The sequence below is a fragment of the Streptomyces pristinaespiralis genome (genome assembly GCF_001278075.1).
Lineage (GTDB): Bacteria > Actinomycetota > Actinomycetes > Streptomycetales > Streptomycetaceae > Streptomyces > Streptomyces pristinaespiralis.
The window spans coordinates 4780637-4797222 of sequence record NZ_CP011340.1; the positions used below are offsets into that span (position 1 = coordinate 4780637).

Sequence of the window (16586 nt, forward strand, 5' to 3'; positions counted from 1 at the left end):
GCGTGTTCGACAGCAGCCGGCGCTTCGGCGCGGTCCGTCGTGCACGTCGTGCTGCTGGAGTTCGACTGCGAACCGTGCGGCGGTCGCGAAGTCCCGGTCGTCATGCGGCGGAGCGCAAGAACTCGTCGGCCGAGGCCGAACGAGTCCAGGCTGCTGACGACCTCGTTCAAGGCCGGGGCAGCGGCTCTGTCGCGGGGAGGGGTGTGCCCGCGGCCGGGGCGGACGTGGGAGCCGGGCGGGCCGGGCGGGTCCACAGCAGCGCGCCGAGCAGGAGGGCCGCGGCGCCCACCAGCCACGGCAGGGGGCCGATGGGAAGCGAACCGACGAGGAGGCCGGCCAGTGCACCGGTCAGCTGCAGCGCGAGCGACTTCACCGACAGGGCGGTGGCGCGGACCGTGCTCTCGACGCGGCGGTGAAGCAGGTCGTTCTGGTTCGGGCCGGCTGCGCCGTGACCGAGGTAGACCAAGCCGTAGCCGGTCGCGGCGAGGGCGAGTGGCACGGGGCCGTCCCATGCGGCGGTCAAGCCGAGCAGCAGCAGCCCGGTCGTGCCTACGCCGAGGGAGGCCAGAATCGCGCGCTCGCTGCTGCCCGTCAGCCGGGCAGCCAGTGGCGCGCACTGGCTGCCGATCGCGGCACATACGAAACCGGCGCAGGCGAGCGCGGCGAAGAGCACGGCTCCGGACTCGGGTGCGCCGGTGAGCGTGGCGGCCCGGCCGGGCGTGAGGAGTTCGAGGGCGGCGAAGGACGCGCCGACCGTGGCCGCCGTCAGCAGGACCCTGCCGACCAGCGGCTCTGCGACGCCGAGCCGCAGTCCGTCCAGCATCGTCGCCGGGACCCCGCGCAGCACCCCGCGCAGTGTCGCGGCCGGCCGTGGCGGCTCCGGCAGGGCGGTCAGCACGTACGCGACGTATGCGACGCAGACGGCGGTTCCGAGCAGCCCGGGCACGGACAGCGGCAGTACGAGTCCGCCGGTGGCGTCGGCGAGGCGGGTGCCGAGGTCGGTGCCGAGGCCGAGCAGGAAAGGCAGGGCCCCACCGGTGAGCGTGCCGACGGCCAGCGCGGCGGAGGAGGCGGTGTTGCCGCGGGCGAGGCCGGAGCGCAGTTCGGCGCCGGGGCCGGAGTGGGCCTGCACGGTGTCGACGTACCAGGCTTCCGCCGGGCCGCTGGACAGGGCGCGGCCCGTGCCCATCAAGAACATGGCGACGGCGAGCACCCAGAGGGTGGTGCCGAGCGCCATCAGGGCCAGACCGGACAGGTTGAGCAGCCCGGAGGCGGCGAGGACGGCACGGCGGCCGATGACGTCGGACAGACCGCCGGTCGGCAGTTCCATCGCGGACACGGTGACCGAGTAGACGGCGAAGAGCCCGGCGACGGCGGTGAGCCCCACGCGTTCGGTGAGGAGGAGCACCTGGGACGGAACGTAGAGGCCGACGGGGAGCCAGAAGAGGAACATGGCCGCGACGAAGCGCCGGCGGGCGGCGCGGGGGTCCAGCAGCTTCACGAGGCGTCCTCCGTGCCGGACTTCTTCGCCGGTCCGGCCGTCGTGCCGGTGCTCGCGTCCGGCTCCGTGCCGGCCGCGCCGGCTCCCGAGGCGAGTGCCAGCCCGCCCGTGAAGAGCGCGACCTGCTCGGCGCGGGGGTCGCCCTCGTCGCGGGCGGCGAGCTCGCTTACGATGCGTTCGAACGTCTCCCACAGTTCGGTGAGCGACTCCGGGGTGAGGCGGACCCCCAGGTCGGTGAAGCCGGACGGCTCCAGCCACTCGGTGCCGAGCCTTCCGGTGTCGAGGTCCTCCTGGTGCCGGGCCAGGGACCGCTCCAGATGGTCGAGTTGGGCCCGGCGGGCCACGTCGACGAACGCCCGCGCCTCTTGCGAGCCGGCCATCGCGGCGTTGCTCCAGCTGGTCACCTCATGGACGGACTTCCAGCGCCGTTCCCGGCCGTCGCGGTGCTCCGCCTCCGCGATGAACGCGTACTTGGCCAGCACCCGCAGGTGGTAGCTGGTCGACGCGGACGACTCGCCCGTCCTGACGGCGAGTTCGCTCGAGGTGGCCGGTCCCTCCATGCGCAGCAGGCCCAGCAGCCGGATCCGCAGGGGATGCGTGAGCGCCTTGAGGGCGGCGGCGTCCTGGCGGGGGTCGAGTACGCGGCGGCGGTGTTCGTGGTCATCGGTCACGGCGTGAGCGTAGAGCGGACCGGGCACTTCACAAAATAGTTTTTGCAGAATTTCTTTGGGAATCTCGGTGGTCCGGCACGGGAGGAACACTCATGCGGCTCTCATGCGGGCCTTAACTCCCCATCACGCCGCGTCCATACCGTCACGCCATGTTCTTCACCTACCTCCGGCGTGAGCTCCGCCGCCGCAGAAGAGCGGCGCTCGTCGTCGCCTCGGGGCTCGCCCTCGGGATCGCGCTGGTCATCGTCGTCAACTCCGTGTCGTCCGGGATGAACCGCGCCCAGGACAAGGTCCTGGAATCGCTGTACGGGCTCGGCACCGACATGACCGTCACCAAGGCCGCCGAGCCGCCCGGCGAGGGCGAGACCGTGCGTCGGCCCCGCTTCCGGTTCGACGCCAAGGACGAGGGCGACGACGCCGAGCAGAGCAGCGACATCGTGATGGTCCAGGGGTTCGAGACCCTCGCGTCCTCGACCGTCGCCCGGGTCGCGGAGCAGGACGGCGTCGCGGGCGCGGTCGGCGGACTGAGCGTCAACGTCATGAAGGTCAATGGTGAGTTCAAGCGCGGCGCGGTGCAGCAGAAGCCGGGCCAGGGCGGGCCGGGCGCCGGGGGCGGCGCCGTACGCGGCGGCGGGGCCGACTTCGACGTCGACTCGTACACGGCGTACGGAACGGACGTCGCCCACCAGGAACTGGGGCCCCTGACCTCCTCGACGATCACCTCGGGGCGGACCTTCGAGGAGAGCGAGACCGACGCGCGGGTCGCCGTCCTCGACAGCGCCTACGCCAAGGAGAAGGACCTCGGGCCGGGCAAGAAACTCACTATCTCCGGCACGGACTTCGAGGTCATCGGCATCGCGACCGCGGACAGCGGCGACGCCGCGGCCAACGTCTATCTGCCGCTGGCCCAGGCGCAGAGGCTCGCCGACGCCAAGGACAAGGTGACCACCGTCTACGTCCAGGCGACCGACTCGCAGAAGATCGACGGCGTCAAGGAGACCATCCAGAAGAACATCTCCGGTACGACCGTGACCACCTCCGCCGACCTCGCGGAGACCGTCTCCGGGTCGCTGTCCACGGCGTCCGACCTGGCGTCGGGCGTCGGCAAGTGGCTCTCCGTCCTGGTACTGGCAGCGGCGTTCCTCGTCGCCGGGCTGCTGACGTCCTCGGCGGTCAGCCGGCGCGTACGGGAGTTCGGCACGCTCAAGGCGCTCGGCTGGCGCAGCGGCCGGGTGACGCGGCAGGTCGCCGGTGAGGCCCTCGTCAACGGGCTCGTCGGCGGCGCGCTCGGGATCGCCCTCGGGCTCGCCGGCGCGTGGCTGATCACCACCTTCAGCCCGACGCTCACCGCTCAGCTCGGCGGCGGCGCCGGTGCGGGCGGTGGCGGCGGTCTGCGGGTCGCCGGTCCCGGCGGCGGTGGCGGACCCCTGCGGGATTCGGCCGACCGTGCCCTCGACATCGCGCTCACCGCGCCGGTCTCGCTCACCACGATCGGCCTCGCCGTGACCCTCGCCGTCGCCGGCGGTCTCGTCGCGGGCGGCTTCGGCGGCTGGCGCGCGTCCCGGCTGCGGCCCGCCGACGCACTGCGCCGCGTCGAGTGACCCGGCCAGGACCGGGCCCCTTCTCTTCCACGTACAACAGGAGTTGATGATGTACCAGCTCAGTGGCGTCACCAAGCGCTACCGGCGGGGCAAGGACAGTGTGAACGCCCTCGACGGAGTCGACCTGACCATCGAGGACGGCGGCCGGCTCGTCATCCAGGGGCCCACGGGAGGCGGCAAGTCCACGCTGCTGCAGATGCTCGGCGGCCTCGACCGGCCGAGCGAGGGCAGCGTGGTCCTCGACGGGACGGACCTGGCGGCCCTGCCGGAGGCGAGGCTGACGCGGGTGCGGGCGGAGAAGATCGGCTTCGTCTTCCAGAGCTTCAACCTGATTCCCACGCTGACCGCGCAGGAGAACGTCGAGACGGCGCTCGTACCGCTGCCGGGCCTCAAGGCACGCGAACGCAGGGAACGCGCCGGGGAGGCGCTGGCCTCCGTCGGGCTGGGCGAGCGGCTGCGGCACCTGCCCGGCGAGCTCTCCGGCGGGCAGCAGCAGCGGGTCGCGATCGCGCGGGCGCTGGTGAAACGACCGGCGGTCCTGCTCGCGGACGAGCCGACGGGCAACCTGGACGAGTCGATGCGCGACGAGATCATGGAGGTGCTGGAGGCGCTGTGGGAGGAACACGCCTTCACGTTCGTGATGGTCACCCACGACTCGGCGCTGGCGCGCCGGACGAGACGGGTGGCGACGATCCGCAAGGGGCGTGTGACGGTGAAGGAACGGGCGGCGGACGCGGCGTAGCGCGGGGCGCGCGTGGGCGGTCGGGTTCGTGGCGCGGCCCGGTTGCCGGGGCTCTGCCCCGGGCCCGGCGCCTCAATCGCCGGCGGGGCTTGATCTTGCCTGGTCGGGGACTTCAGCCCCGGGTCCCGAGCTGGGCCACTTCAGCCCGTCCGGCGATCGAGGACATGCCCAGGGGCGTGCTGCGAGTGCCGGTGGGCGGTCGGGTTCGTGGCGCGGCCCGGTTGCCGGGGCTCTGCCCCGGGCCCCGCGCCTCAATCGCCGGCGGGGCTTGGGGTTGCGGGTGGGCGAGTTCAGCCCGTCCGGCGATTGAGGACACGCCCGGAGGGCGTGCTGCGAGTGCCGGCGGGTGGTCGGGTTCGTGGCGCGGCGCGGTTGCGGGGCTCCGCCCCGGGCCCCGCGCCTCAATCGCCGGCGGGGCTTGATTTCGCCGGGTCGGGGACTTCAGCCCCGGGCCCCGGGCTGGGCCACTTCAGCCCGTCCGGCGATTGAGGACACGCCCGGAGGGCGTGCTGCGAGTGCCGGCGGGTGGTCGGGCTCGTGGCGCGGCCCGGTTGCCGGGGCTCCGCCCCGGGCCCCGCGCCTCAATCGCCGGCGGGGCTTGAGGACGCGGCCGGGGTCGGGCGGGGGGCTACTCGTCGTCGAGTTCCCGTACGACCCTGCGTTCGATCGCCTCGACCTCGAAGCGGGCCGCAGGGTCGTTGTCCTGGGCCCGGACCGCCGCGCGGACCAGGGACAGGTAAAAGAGCGCAGGGGCGCACGGCGTCCAGTTCTCCGCCGGTTCGTCGCGGAGGAAGCGCAGAACGCTCTCCGGGTCGGCCGGGACGAACGCGTGGCGGTCGTGTTCCCACTTGTCCTCGATGCCGCGGCTCCACCTCGCCCTCAGCTCCTCCTCCGTCAGGTCGGTGAGGACCGCCCGGAAGAACGCCGCCCACTGGTTGTTGCGCACATCGAGGCCGAAGCCGAGGAGCTCGAGGTCGACCTCGTCGGACTCGTACACCGCCAGTTCCTCGCGCATCGCCCGGCGGGCGACGGCGTGCAGGCTGACTCTCCCGTCGGGGGACAGGTCGTGGTTGCGGGCCAGGCCCTCGTTCGCGGACGAGTTCCACTTCGACTTGTTGTGTCCCGCCACCCGGGAACTGCGGTGGGAGATGACCATCTTCTTGTCCTTGCCCGTCTCCACCGCGACGTTCACGCCGAAGCTGCAGAACATGAACGGCTCCGCCTCCAGCGGGTCCTTGCCGTCGATGTACTGCTCGCGCAGCGTCTGCCCGTCGCTCTTCATGCGGTCGAGGTTCATGGACGTGGTCATGAAGTCGTAGTAGTCCGCGTCGCGCAGGGTGAGCGTGGCGACGGGCTCCTCCGCGGTGTGGGTGCGTGAGACGGTGAGGCGCTCCACGGCGAAGCGCGGGTTGTTCCAGCGGTGCGGTTCCCCGGCCGCCTCCTTGGCGGCCTGTTCCTCCTCGATCTCCCGCCGCCAGCGGCCGATCTCCTCCGGGAAGTGGACGCGCCCGGGGACGTACCTCACCCGCATGTTCTCCTCGGCGATCGGCCGCGTCCCGTCACCTTCGTAGACATGGCAGTCGGTCTGGCGTCCGACCACGGTGAAACGGTCCCTGGCAGTCATCAATTCACCTTCTCCGTAGAGCGGTTGACGGCTGGCGTGACACAGGTCACGGCAGATGGACCATGATAGGGACGGGAGGGGGAGGGGATGACGGTTCACCTCTTACGTGAGGAACTACGGGCGTCGGGACTGGTCGGCACCGTCGCCATGGAGGCGTACGACGATCCCGAGGGGCGGCTCGACCGCAAGCTCGTCGAGGACGCGCGCAAGCGCTTCACCAAGCTGTGCGTGCAGCGGTTCGGCTTCGGCCACGAGATGCGGCTCGACGACAGCGGGACACTGGACGACGTCAAGGCGGGGCTCAGCCGCTTCCTCGAGCACGAGGCGACCCGCAAGATCCTCTATTGGACGGGCCATGGCTACGACCTCGGGGACCACGGCTACTTCCTGGGCTGCCGGAACAGTTTCTCCACCAAGGGCATGGATCCGAACCGGGCCATGCCCTTCACCGAGTTGCTCCAGCGGTGTGCCGCACAGCGGGACACCGAGTTCCTGATCGTCATCGATGCCTGCCAGTCGCAGAGCACGCTGGGAGCCGCGCGTCCTCTCGTCGAGGCGTACGGACGGTTCTCCGGCGGGGCGCCGCGTGAACGCGGCCTCGTGGTCGCCGCCACCGCGGGCGCCGGCCTCAAGGTCGACGAGGGCCGCTGGGTGGACTGGCTGGAGCAGGCCGTCGCGGACGACCGGCTCGAACTCGAAGGCATGGTGCGGCCCTTCGCGTCCACGGCGCTCTACCTCTCCTTGCCGGACCTGCTGGAGGCCGTCGACGTCAAGGCCAGGGAAACGGGACTGACCGACCCGGAGCAGCGGCCCAGGGCGGCCGTGATCCGGCCCTTGGACACCCGCTTCCTGCACAATCCGTACTTCTCGGAGAAGAACAAGGTGTTCCGCACGGCCGCCCGGCCGCCCGAACATCTGCCGTGGCTGCGGCCGGAACACTTCGAGCAGATCTCCGACCGCACCTCCCGGCTCCGCTTCACCGGCCGGCTCCAACCGCTCAGCAGACTGGTCACCTGGCTCGAAGCGACGACGAGCGGCATGCTCGTCGTCACCGGCGCGGCCGGCACCGGCAAGTCCGCGCTGCTCGGGCGGCTGGCTCTGCTGTCCGTGCCGGAGATGCGCGAGTCGCTCAGGCCGGAACCCCCTGTCCAGACCCGGCCCCGGCCCGGCTCGATCCACGCCGCGGTGTCCTGCCGGGGCGAGTCCCTGCATTCACTGGCCAGGGCCGTGCTCGAGGTGCTGGGGCCGCTGGGCGCGGAACCGCCGCCGGAGGGCATCACCCCGGAGCAGTGCGTGGACCGGGTGGGCTCGTTGGTGGAGCGGACGGGCGCGCTGAATCTGCTGGTCGACAGCCTCGACGAGGCCATGCCCGGCCAGGCCCACGAGATCGCGCGCCGGCTGCTCAACCCCCTGTCGCACCGCCCCGGCGTGAAGGTCGTGGTGGCCACCCGCGCCCATCCCCGGCAGATCACCGACGGAGTGGGCCGGGAATCGCTGCTGGACGCTCTGGACCGGACGGCGCCCGACCTGCGGATCGACCAGGACGCCGACACCGAGCGGGACATCGCCGCCCTCGTCGCGGCCGACCTCGCCGCGTACGAGGGCTCTCCTTATGCGGGCCGGGAGAACGACGGCGTGCGACTGGAGACCGCTCGACGCGTGGCGGAACAGTGCCGGCGGCGATTCCTCGTGGCCAAGCTGGTCGCCCGGGCCCTCGCGCGGGAGCCGGAATGCCTGTCGGGCGGCCGGTTGGAGGAGTTCGTCCGCGACGGAGGCACCGACCTGCGGGCACGGATGGAGGACGAGCTCGAGGCCCTCGATCCGTCCGGCCGGTTCGGCGCCGCTGAGCTGCTGCTGCCGCTCGCCCTGGCGCAGGGCAGCGGGCTGTCCGACCGGGACCTGTGGTTCCGCATGGCGCGGGCGCTGCTGCGCCGTGGCTCGCCGAAGGTGTCGCGTCGGTCCCTCGACACGGTGCTGAGCAGCGTCACGGACGCCCTCCTGACCGTGGAGCACCGGCCGGGGAGTCCTCCGATCCACCGCCTCGGGCACGCCAGTTACGGAACGGCGCTGCTGGCTCGCGCCAAGCTCGACCCTGCTGCCGCTCACCGCCGCGTCTACGACGAACTGGTGGGCGACTGGGACACGGCGGACGAGTACACCCTGGCCCACCTCGGAGCGCACGCCGCGCAGGCCCGGAGCGCGACGGTGGTGCTCGACGACGAGCCCGATCCGTTGGAGGAGCTCTTCGACGACCCGCGCTTCCTGGTGCGGACACGACCGGACGTGATGCTGCCGCTCGCCGCCTCGTTGGCCGCCACCTGCGAGGGCGCGGCGCTGTACCGGCGGGTGGGCGGCGAATTCAGGCGGCACACCGATCGCCGGGAGCGCAGGGCGATCCTCCGCGCGGTGGCCCACGCCGGCCACCCGGAGTACCTGCGCCGGCTCCAAAGCTTTCAGGAGTTCAAGGATCTGTGCTGGGACGAGGTGTGGACCGACACGCCGCCGGACCCGCTGGAGCTGTGCCTGCCCGCGCCCCTCGGCGGGGCCCGCGCGGTGAGCTGGACGGCCGCCGAGGGAGGCACGATCGCCGTCGCGGGGCGGGGAGAGATCTCCGTCCGCGACGCGCACACTGGGGACCACGTACTGACACGCCGTACCACCGGGTCCGAGCACGGCAGCCGGGCCGTGCTGACCGAGGTGTGCGAGGCGGGTACCCGGACCCGGCGGGTGACGGTCGCCCACGACGGCTCGTCCGTGCACCTGTGGTCGGGGCGCGAACGCCTGCCGCGCACGACGTTCCACTGGGGAGGCACGCCGGGCAGCGTCGCCGCCGCCCGGCTCGGCGACGACCTGCTGGTCGCCGCGGCCGACGGCCGCCGTGTCTGGGCGTGGCGCTGGCCGGTCGTCGAAGGACCGGCGGCCGGGGTCCGCAGCACCGTTCTGCCCGTGGAAGCGGGGCGCGTCGCGCTGCTCGGACTGCGTGACCGTGGCTTCCTGCTCACCGCGGGCCGCACGGCGACCGTGCATGAACTGCACGGCAAGCTCTCCGGGGACGAGCACTGGGTGCGGCGGGAGTGGGAACTGGACACGCTCCACGGGACCGCGTTCGCCGCAGCGGCGCTGGCGGAGGGGGACGACAGCGGCCTGCTCGCGGTGGTCGACGGCGAACACGTCCGCGTGTGGCGGCTGTTCGCCGAGGGGTACACCGCGACCCCGCGGTTCACGCGGGAACTCGTCGCCGAGTCGGCCTCCCGGGACGTGGCACTCGGGCTGTGCGGTGAGCTGCCGCTCGTCGCGCTGTACGAGGACCACGGCAGCACCGTGCGGGTGACGGGCATCACCGACAGCACCTTCCGGTGCTCCTTCGGCCTGGGCAGCAGGCGCAACGGCCTGGCCTTCGACCCCTCTGGCTCGGGCCGGCTGGCCGTCGGTGACGGTGCGGAGGTGCGGCTGCTCGATGTGCCCGCCGCGGTGCGCGCGGGCCGCGAGGTCCGGCGGCGTGATCACGACGAGCACCCGGTCGTGCGGCTGGCGGCGGCGGAGGCAGGGGCTCCCGCCCTGCTGACCAGGGTCTGGGGCCGCGATGTGCTCGTCACGCGGCAGGACGCCCGTCAAGGACAGGTCGGCACCGAGGCCGTGTTGTCGCACGAAGCGCGGGTCACCGCCGTGTCCTCGGTCCGGCACGGCGGACAGTGGGCGGTCGCGGCCGCCATCGGGCGGCGCGTCCGGATGTGGCGGCTCTTCGACGATCCGGACGACCGGCGGCAGGACGGACACGTCGACCTCGGCGGCGATGCCGGCGACCACGCCGAGGGCCTGGGACTGGTGTCCACGGCCGGCGGCCTGCACCTGTTCGTCCCCGACGGACGCAGGGTCCTGCGCTTCACACGCCCGGACGGGACGGGTCGGTGGCACAGCTCCGGCGAGGCGGTCGTCCCGGAGGTGAGGATCCGGGCCGTGCACGCCCACTCGGCGGGCGGACGCACCTGGGTACTGGCGGACTGCGTGGACGCGCTGCGGCTGTGGGAGAGCACCGAAGAGGGCCTCGTCGCCGCCGGCGGCCGGCGGGCGGCACCGGACCGTCCCGCCGGTGCCGCGCTCGGCGCGGGACTCGTCGATGGCGAACTCCTGCCGCTGATCGCCTGGACCCGCGCGGGCACGGTGCATCTGGCGGAGTGCGAGGAGGGCGACTGGACGACGACCAGCTTCGCGCACACGCACGGAACCCCCGCCGCCCTCGCCTTCTCCGGGCGCGCCCGCAATCCGCTGCTGCTGGTCCTCGGTGGCGCGCGGACCGCGTCGGTGCGGGACGTCGGGCGGGGGGTGTGGCTCGACCAACTCACCGCGCCGCACCGGGGCCTGGACATCGAGGCGGCCGACGCCGCGTTCGACCCCGGTCACGGCATCACGCTCGCGTTGCAGGGACGCGTCCGCTGCGACCAGATCACACTGCCCGAGCCGCTGATCAGGAGTGCCGTGCAGGCCGCCCGGGCCGTGTAGAGCGGCGACGGCGGCCTCAGCAGCCCCAAGGGACAAGGAAAGGGAGACATCCGCGATGGAGCACGACCTGGTGGTCTTCGTACCGGGCATTCTCGGGAGCCGGCTGACCCGGGACGGACGGGACCTGTGGCACCAGTCGAAACAGGCCGCGCTGCAGATGCTGCGCCCCTCCAAGGCCGCGGAACGCCTCGCGCTGCCGCCCGGTATCGGGGACAACGAGCCGGAGGAGCCTTGGGCGGTGGACGCCGACGAGCTGCTCAAGGGACCCGACGCCCTGCCCGGTCTGATCTCCTTCCTCGGCTACCCGGACGTCAGAGCCATGCTCGACCGCAGCCCCGACCACCATCCGCAGGGCGGGCTGCGCCCCGGGCAGTACGTCCCCTTCGCCTACGACTGGCGTCTGTCCAACCGGCTCAACGCGCGCCGTCTGCGGGTGCGGGTCGAATCGGCGCTCGAGCAATGGCGGGAGCGGGCCGCGGGCTTCTACCCCCAGGCACACGACGACGTGCCGAAGGTCGTCTTCATGTGCCACTCCATGGGCGGCCTGATCGCCCGTTACTACCTGGAGTGCCTGGGCGGCCGGGACATCGCCCGTTCCCTGGTCACCATCGGCACGCCGCACCGCGGCGCGGCCAAGGCGGTCCGCTTCCTCACGAAGAACGGCGTGGGGCCCGGTGCGGACCAGGGCAGGCTGCGCCGGAAGGCCATGCGGAAGGCGGCGCGGGTCAACTCCGCGCTGGTGGACCTGGCCCGCACGTTTCCGTCCGTGGCGCAGCTGCTGCCGGTGTACAAGGCGGCCATGGCCGACGGAGGAAACCGGTGGCGCCCGCTGACCGACGGGTTCGTGCCCGATCTGCCCTCGGAGCTGGTGGACGACGCCTTCGCCTTCCACCGTGAGTTCACCGATGCCTGGGAGGCGAGCCGGTCCGCCCTGCCCGTGGCTCCGTACCGGGTGCACTGCCTCGGCGGCAGGGCGCATCCGACCGTGCACGGGGTGGTGGTCGGCGTGGACGGGACGCTCGAGTTCCCCACGTGGCTCGACAACTCCCAGGAGTGGACCGGGGACGGCACCGTCCCGGAGGAGTCGGCCTTCGCGAAGTGGGCCCTGGACGACATGTCCCAGGCGGTCTGGGGCGGTGAGCGTCACGCCACGATGGCGGGGGCGGAGTCGGTGGGCCACCAACTCGCCGCCATCCGCCACGGCAAGCCGGCCAGGGAAACGCTGGCGGGGGAGGACTTCGGGCTGGCGGCCCCGGACTTCGCCGTGGCGGGCGAGCCGTTCGAGGTCGCCGTCACGGGGATGGCCGACCCGGGCCGGACGGTACGGGCACGCCTGGTCCGGGACGGGGTGCCGGCCGCGGACCCGGTCGGTCTGGTACCGGACGGTACGGGCAGCCTGGTCGCGGACCTCACGGCGCCTTCCGGCACGTGGGTGCTGGAGGTCGAGGCGGACCGGCCGAGGGTGGTGTGCCGTGACGTCGTGACGGTCGTCGAGGACTGACGTGACGTCGTCACGGCTGCCCAGTCGGCCGGCGGGGCTTGGGTTTGCCGGGTCGGGGACTTCGGCCCCAGGCCCCGGGCTGGGCCACTTCAGCCCGTCCGGCGATTGAGGTCATGCCCGGAGGGCGTGCTGCGAGTACCGGCGGGCGGTCGGGCTCGTGGCGCGGCGCGGTTGCGGGGCTCCGCCCCGGGCCCCGCGCCTCAATCGCCGGCGGGGCTTGGTTTCGCCGGGTCGGGGACTTCAGCCCCGGGCCCCGAGCTGGGCCACTTCAGCCCGTCCGGCGGTTGAGGTCATGCTCGGAGGGTGTGCTGCGTGTGCCGGTGGGTGGTCGGGCTCGTGGCGCGGCCCGGTTGCCGGGGCTCCGCCCCGGGCCCCGCGCCTCAATCGCCGGCGGGGCTTGATCTTGCCTGGTCGGGGACTTCAGCCCCGGGCTCCGCGCCTCAATCGCCGGCGGGGCTTGGGTTTGTCGGGTCGGGGACTTCGGCCCCGGGCCGGGCCTGCGGGCCGGTCAGGGCTTCCGCGGGGTCGTGAGGGCCGCGCGGAGGTGGCCCGAGGTGCGGGACAGGAGCGTGGCCGCCGTCGCGGCGTCCACGTCGCCCAGGATCACCAGGATCGCGTTCTTCACCTCGCCGTCCGTCGCCTCGAGCGCCGACTCGATCTCCTCGTCGGACGCTCCCGTCGCCAGCGCCACGATGCGGCGGGAGCGGGCGCGGAGTTTGTCGTTGGACGCGCGGACGTCGACCATCAGGTTCCCGTAGGTCTTGCCGAGGCGGATCATCGTGATCGTCGAGATCATGTTGAGCACCAGCTTCTGCGCCGTTCCCGCCTTCAACCGGGTGGACCCGGTGAGGAGTTCGGGCCCGGTGACGACCTCGATGCCGTGTTCCGCGGCCGCGGCAAGCGCGCTGTCCGCGTTGCAGGAGAGCCCGATCGTGAGCGCGCCCAGCGCGCGGGCGTGTTCCACCGCGCCGATGGCGTACGGGGTGCGGCCGGACGCCGAGATGCCGACCACCGTGTCGTCGGCCGTGAGCTGCAGGCCGTCCAGGTCCGCCGCGGCCAGTTCCTTGCTGTCCTCCGCGCCTTCGACGGCCTTGACCATCGCGGTCGGTCCTCCCGCGATCAGGCCGAGGACCTCCGACGGGTCGGTGTTGAAGGTGGGCGGGCACTCGCTGGCGTCGAGCACGCCCAGCCGGCCCGCCGTGCCGGCGCCCGCGTAGATCAGCCGGCCGCCGCGGGACATCCGCTCGGCCGTGCCGTCGATCGCGGCGGCGATGGCGGGCAGTTGCGCGGCGACGGCGGCGGGGACGGTCTCGTCCTCGGCGTTCATGGTCCGGGCGATCTCGAGCGTCGGCAGCCGGTCGATGTCGGCGAGCTCGGGTCGGAACGCCTCGGTGGTGAGAGTGGCCAGCTGGGCGCGGAGTTCACCGTAGGTGGAGGTCATGAAGAGCGGCTCGGCTTTCTTGGACGCGGGAACGCGGGAACGCGGGAGTTCGGTCAGCGGCTGCGCGGGCTGTGGCGGTGCGCGAGGGCTTCGTACGAGGCGGCGAGGGCGGGGGCCGCCGACTCGTACGTACGCTGGGCCACGCCTATGAAGAGGCAGTCGACGACGAGCAGCTGGCTCGTGCGGGACGACATCGCGGCCGGCCGCAGCTCGCTCTCACGGGCGGTCGAGGTCGTCAGCACATGGTCGGCGTACTGCGAGACCGGGCCGTCGGGCCGGCCGGTGATCGCGATCGTCGTGGCGCCGCGGTCGAAGGCGACGCGCAGCGGCTCGATCACGTCCCCCGTGGAGCCGGAGTGGGTGATCGCGATGGCCACGTCGCCCGAGCGCAGCTGCACGGCGTTGGTGACGGCGAGGTGCGGGTCGGCGTGGGCATGGGCGATCAGGCCGATGCGCAGGAGCTTCTGGGCGAGGTCCATGCCGACGAGCGAGGACGCGCCGACGCCGTAGATGTCGATGCGGCGGGCGGTCGACGCGGCGGCCACCGCCGCGCCGAGCTGGACGGTGTCGAGACCGGCGGCGGTGTCGGCGAGGGTCTGCTGCTCGTCGTAGGCGAGCTTGGCGACGACGTCCGCGATGGGGTCGTCCACGGCGATGTCGGTGGTGATGGCGGGCGCCCGGCCGGACTCCTGGTGGGCGGCGAGACCGGCGAGCGCCAGGCGCAGGTCGCGGTAGCCGGGGTAGCCGAGCAGGCGGGCGGTGCGGACCACGGTGGCCTCACTGGTGCCGGTGAGCTCGGCGAGACCGGTGACCGTGAGGGCCGCGCAGCCTGCCGGGTCGTCGGCGACGGCTTCGGCGACCCGCTGCATGGAGCGGGTCATGGACGGCGAGAGCGTGCGCACCTTGGCCGCGAGGGCGGCGGGGGCGGGAGCGTCACCGCTGAAAATTTCCTTCACTTGATTGGTCACACTTGAAAGGTATTTTCGCGTTTCGGGTGGCGTCAAGACCCGGAGACAATGGGTGCATGGACGACTCGAACCCACTGGAACAGGCTCTGCACCGGGCCCGGGCCCTGGTCCTCGCCGATCTCGCCGCCAGAAACGTGGCCGACGCCGGAGTCGTCTCCATGGTCGAGGACGCCGTCACCCACCGCCGCTGGTGGGTCGAGCAGTGGCCGGAGGGTGTCGAGTACGTCGCCGGTCTGGTCGCCCAGGACGTCCAGGACGCCCTGCTGGAGCGGCACGGCCGCTGGCCGCTGTGCCCCGTGTGCGACGCCGGTGACCCGCACGCCCTGGAGATCCAGCCGGAGCTCGGGCCCGACCCGCAGTGGGTGTGCGGCAAGGCGGGCGTGGTGGTGGCCCCCATAGGCGGCCTGACGTGACGGTCTACATCGACCCGCCGACCTGGCCGGGGCACGGCCGGATGTGGTCCCACCTGGTCAGTGACGTGTCGTTCGATGAGCTCCACGCCTTCGCCGCCTCCATCGGCTGCCCGCCGCGCGCCTTCGAACGCGACCACTACGACGTCCCTTCGCACCGTTACGCGGACGCTGTCGCGGCAGGCGCGGTCGAGGTCGGCTCGAAGGAGCTCGTACGCCGCCTCACGGGCGCGGGGCTGCGCCGGCCCAAGGGACGCTCCGTCTGAGGGCCCGCCGGAGGGGGACCGGCCCGTTCCGCAGGGACCCGGCCACGTCCGCCCGGCCCGTTCCGCCCGGCCCGTTCCACCCGGTCACGTCCGCCGGGACCCGTTCCGCCCTGACGCGTACCTTCCGGACCCGTTCCCCCGGGACGGGCTGCGCTCAGACCCGTTCCGCCGACACGGCCCGCTCGCCCGGGACCGACTGGGACACCACCCGTGAGCTGCCGTGGAGCCGCAGCGCCACCACCACGAGGACGATGGCGACGACCATCATGGCCGCGCCCGCCCAGGCCGTGGACGTGAAGCCGAGGTCCGCGTCGATCACCACACCGCCGAGCCAGGGGCCGCCGGTGTTGCCGAGGTTGAACGCCGCCGTCGTCGTCGCACCGGCGAGCGTCGGGGCCGCGCCCGCGACGTTGAACATCCGGGCGTTGAGCGCCGGGGCCGTGAAGAACGAGGAGAAGCCGAGCAGGAACGACAGCGCCACCGCGGCGGCCGCGTACGAGGCGAACAGCCCGATCGCCGCCAGCAGCACCGTCGACGCGGCTATGCCGCTGAGCATCACGCCGAAGAGGTGCGCGTCGGCCACCCGGCCGCCGATCGTCGAGCCGGCCAGCGCGCCGATGCCGAACAGCGCGAGCACGGTCGGCACCCAGCCGGCGTCCAGCCCCGCCACGCCGGTGAGCAGCGGACTGAGGTAGGTGAAGAGGCAGAACACGCCGCCCGCCGCCAGCGCGGTGATCGCCACGGCCAGCCAGACCTGGCCGTCCCGGTAGATCGTCAGCTCCTTGCGCAGCTGGGGCTTCTGCTCGGGCAGCGGGATGTGCGGGATCCTCATCAGTACGCCGACGAGTGCCACGGCGGACGCCGCGCCGACCGCCCAGAACGCCGACCGCCAGCCCAGGTGCTCACCGAGGAACGCGCCCGCGGGGACACCGAGGACGTTGGCGATCGACAGTCCGCCGATCATGACGGCCATGGCCCGGGCGCGTGAGGTCACCGGCACCATCGCGATGGCGACGGCCGCGCCGACGGCCCAGAAGCCGGCGCAGGCGAGCGCGCTGATGACGCGGGAGGCGAAAAGGATCTCGTAGGTGGGCGCGAGGGCGCCGGCGACCTGGCCGACGCCGAAGACGGAGATCAGCGCGATGAGAGTGGTCCTGCGGGGCAGCCGTAGCGTCGCGACGGCGAGCAGCGGTGCGCCGACCACCATGCCGACCGCGAACGCGGAGGTCAGCAGCCCGGCCCGGGGGATCGATACGTCCATGTCCGCCGCGATCGGCGGCAGCAGCCCGGAGAGCATGAACTCGCTCGTCCCGAGCGCGAAGACGGAGAGGCCGAGGATGTAGACGGCGAGCGGCATACGG

General features: G+C 72.8%; 12 protein-coding genes. 6 read left to right on the top strand and 6 right to left on the bottom strand.

All coding sequences use genetic code 11. The features are described from left to right. Window positions 1–166 precede the first annotated feature (166 nt). Together SPRI_RS20380 and SPRI_RS20385 are read right to left on the bottom strand one after the other, a co-directional pair. The gene (locus SPRI_RS20380) at window positions 167–1501 is read right to left on the bottom strand and encodes an MFS transporter (RefSeq protein ID WP_005315757.1); all 1335 of its coding nucleotides are present in this window, start codon (window positions 1499–1501) and stop codon (window positions 167–169) included. Further along, window positions 1498–2172, bottom strand: coding sequence for a helix-turn-helix domain-containing protein (locus tag SPRI_RS20385; protein WP_005315759.1), 675 nt, complete (start codon window positions 2170–2172; stop codon window positions 1498–1500). Before SPRI_RS20385 ends, SPRI_RS20380 begins: the two co-directional genes overlap by 4 nt. Before the next feature lie 149 nt (window positions 2173–2321). On the opposite strand from SPRI_RS20385, the gene SPRI_RS20390 reads away from it, so the two are divergent. Together SPRI_RS20390 and SPRI_RS20395 are read left to right on the top strand one after the other, a co-directional pair. Further along, a complete protein-coding gene (locus tag SPRI_RS20390) occupies window positions 2322–3773 on the top strand; it encodes an ABC transporter permease (RefSeq protein ID WP_005315762.1) in 1452 nt (483 codons plus the stop codon). Window positions 3774–3822: 49 nt separating this feature from the next. Next, window positions 3823–4515, top strand: coding sequence for an ABC transporter ATP-binding protein (locus SPRI_RS20395; protein ID WP_005315765.1), 693 nt, complete (start codon window positions 3823–3825; stop codon window positions 4513–4515). Between the two features lie 628 nt (window positions 4516–5143). Here the strand turns inward: SPRI_RS20395 and SPRI_RS20400 are convergent. Further along, on the bottom strand, window positions 5144–6139 hold the full coding sequence (locus SPRI_RS20400; protein ID WP_050791538.1) for a hypothetical protein: 996 nt from the start codon (window positions 6137–6139) through the stop codon (window positions 5144–5146). Between the two features lie 87 nt (window positions 6140–6226). Between SPRI_RS20400 and SPRI_RS20405 the strand changes: the two genes are divergently transcribed. Continuing rightward, window positions 6227–10639 carry an ATP-binding protein gene (locus SPRI_RS20405; RefSeq protein WP_005315769.1) on the top strand — a complete coding sequence of 1471 codons (4413 nt, stop codon included), beginning with the start codon at window positions 6227–6229 and terminating at the stop codon, window positions 10637–10639. Window positions 10640–10694: 55 nt separating this feature from the next. Beyond that, window positions 10695–12140: a lipase/acyltransferase domain-containing protein gene (locus SPRI_RS20410; protein WP_005315771.1), complete on the top strand. Its 1446-nt coding sequence runs from the start codon at window positions 10695–10697 to the stop codon at window positions 12138–12140. Window positions 12141–12648: 508 nt separating this feature from the next. On the opposite strand, the gene murQ is transcribed toward SPRI_RS20410, so the two are convergent. Further along, window positions 12649–13581: an N-acetylmuramic acid 6-phosphate etherase gene (murQ, locus tag SPRI_RS20415; protein ID WP_005315773.1), complete on the bottom strand. Its 933-nt coding sequence runs from the start codon at window positions 13579–13581 to the stop codon at window positions 12649–12651. A 53-nt stretch (window positions 13582–13634) separates the two neighbouring features. Continuing rightward, window positions 13635–14549, bottom strand: a complete 915-nt coding sequence (locus SPRI_RS20420; RefSeq protein ID WP_037774348.1) for a MurR/RpiR family transcriptional regulator — start codon at window positions 14547–14549, stop codon at window positions 13635–13637. Between the two features lie 56 nt (window positions 14550–14605). On the opposite strand from SPRI_RS20420, the gene SPRI_RS20425 reads away from it, so the two are divergent. Both SPRI_RS20425 and SPRI_RS20430 read left to right on the top strand, forming a co-directional pair. Beyond that, the gene (locus SPRI_RS20425) at window positions 14606–14962 is read left to right on the top strand and encodes a hypothetical protein (protein WP_037774350.1); all 357 of its coding nucleotides are present in this window, start codon (window positions 14606–14608) and stop codon (window positions 14960–14962) included. Further along, the gene (locus tag SPRI_RS20430) at window positions 14959–15225 is read left to right on the top strand and encodes a DUF4031 domain-containing protein (RefSeq protein ID WP_005315781.1); all 267 of its coding nucleotides are present in this window, start codon (window positions 14959–14961) and stop codon (window positions 15223–15225) included. Before SPRI_RS20425 ends, SPRI_RS20430 begins: the two co-directional genes overlap by 4 nt. A gap of 154 nt (window positions 15226–15379) precedes the next feature. Here SPRI_RS20430 and SPRI_RS20435 read toward each other — a convergent pair whose 3' ends face one another. Beyond that, on the bottom strand, window positions 15380–16582 hold the full coding sequence (locus tag SPRI_RS20435) for a Cmx/CmrA family chloramphenicol efflux MFS transporter (protein ID WP_037776624.1): 1203 nt from the start codon (window positions 16580–16582) through the stop codon (window positions 15380–15382). Between the last annotated feature and the right edge of the window lie 4 nt (window positions 16583–16586).

Coding starts and splice junctions, on each gene's coding strand:
- SPRI_RS20390 (WP_005315762.1), top strand. CDS start 2,322: ATGTTCTTCACCTACCTCCGGCGTGAGCTCCGCCGCCGCAGAAGAGCG.
- SPRI_RS20395 (WP_005315765.1), top strand. CDS start 3,823: ATGTACCAGCTCAGTGGCGTCACCAAGCGCTACCGGCGGGGCAAGGAC.
- SPRI_RS20400 (WP_050791538.1), bottom strand. CDS start 6,139: ATGACTGCCAGGGACCGTTTCACCGTGGTCGGACGCCAGACCGACTGC.
- SPRI_RS20405 (WP_005315769.1), top strand. CDS start 6,227: ATGACGGTTCACCTCTTACGTGAGGAACTACGGGCGTCGGGACTGGTC.
- SPRI_RS20410 (WP_005315771.1), top strand. CDS start 10,695: ATGGAGCACGACCTGGTGGTCTTCGTACCGGGCATTCTCGGGAGCCGG.
- murQ (WP_005315773.1), bottom strand. CDS start 13,581: ATGACCTCCACCTACGGTGAACTCCGCGCCCAGCTGGCCACTCTCACC.
- SPRI_RS20425 (WP_037774350.1), top strand. CDS start 14,606: ATGGACGACTCGAACCCACTGGAACAGGCTCTGCACCGGGCCCGGGCC.
- SPRI_RS20435 (WP_037776624.1), bottom strand. CDS start 16,582: ATGCCGCTCGCCGTCTACATCCTCGGCCTCTCCGTCTTCGCGCTCGGG.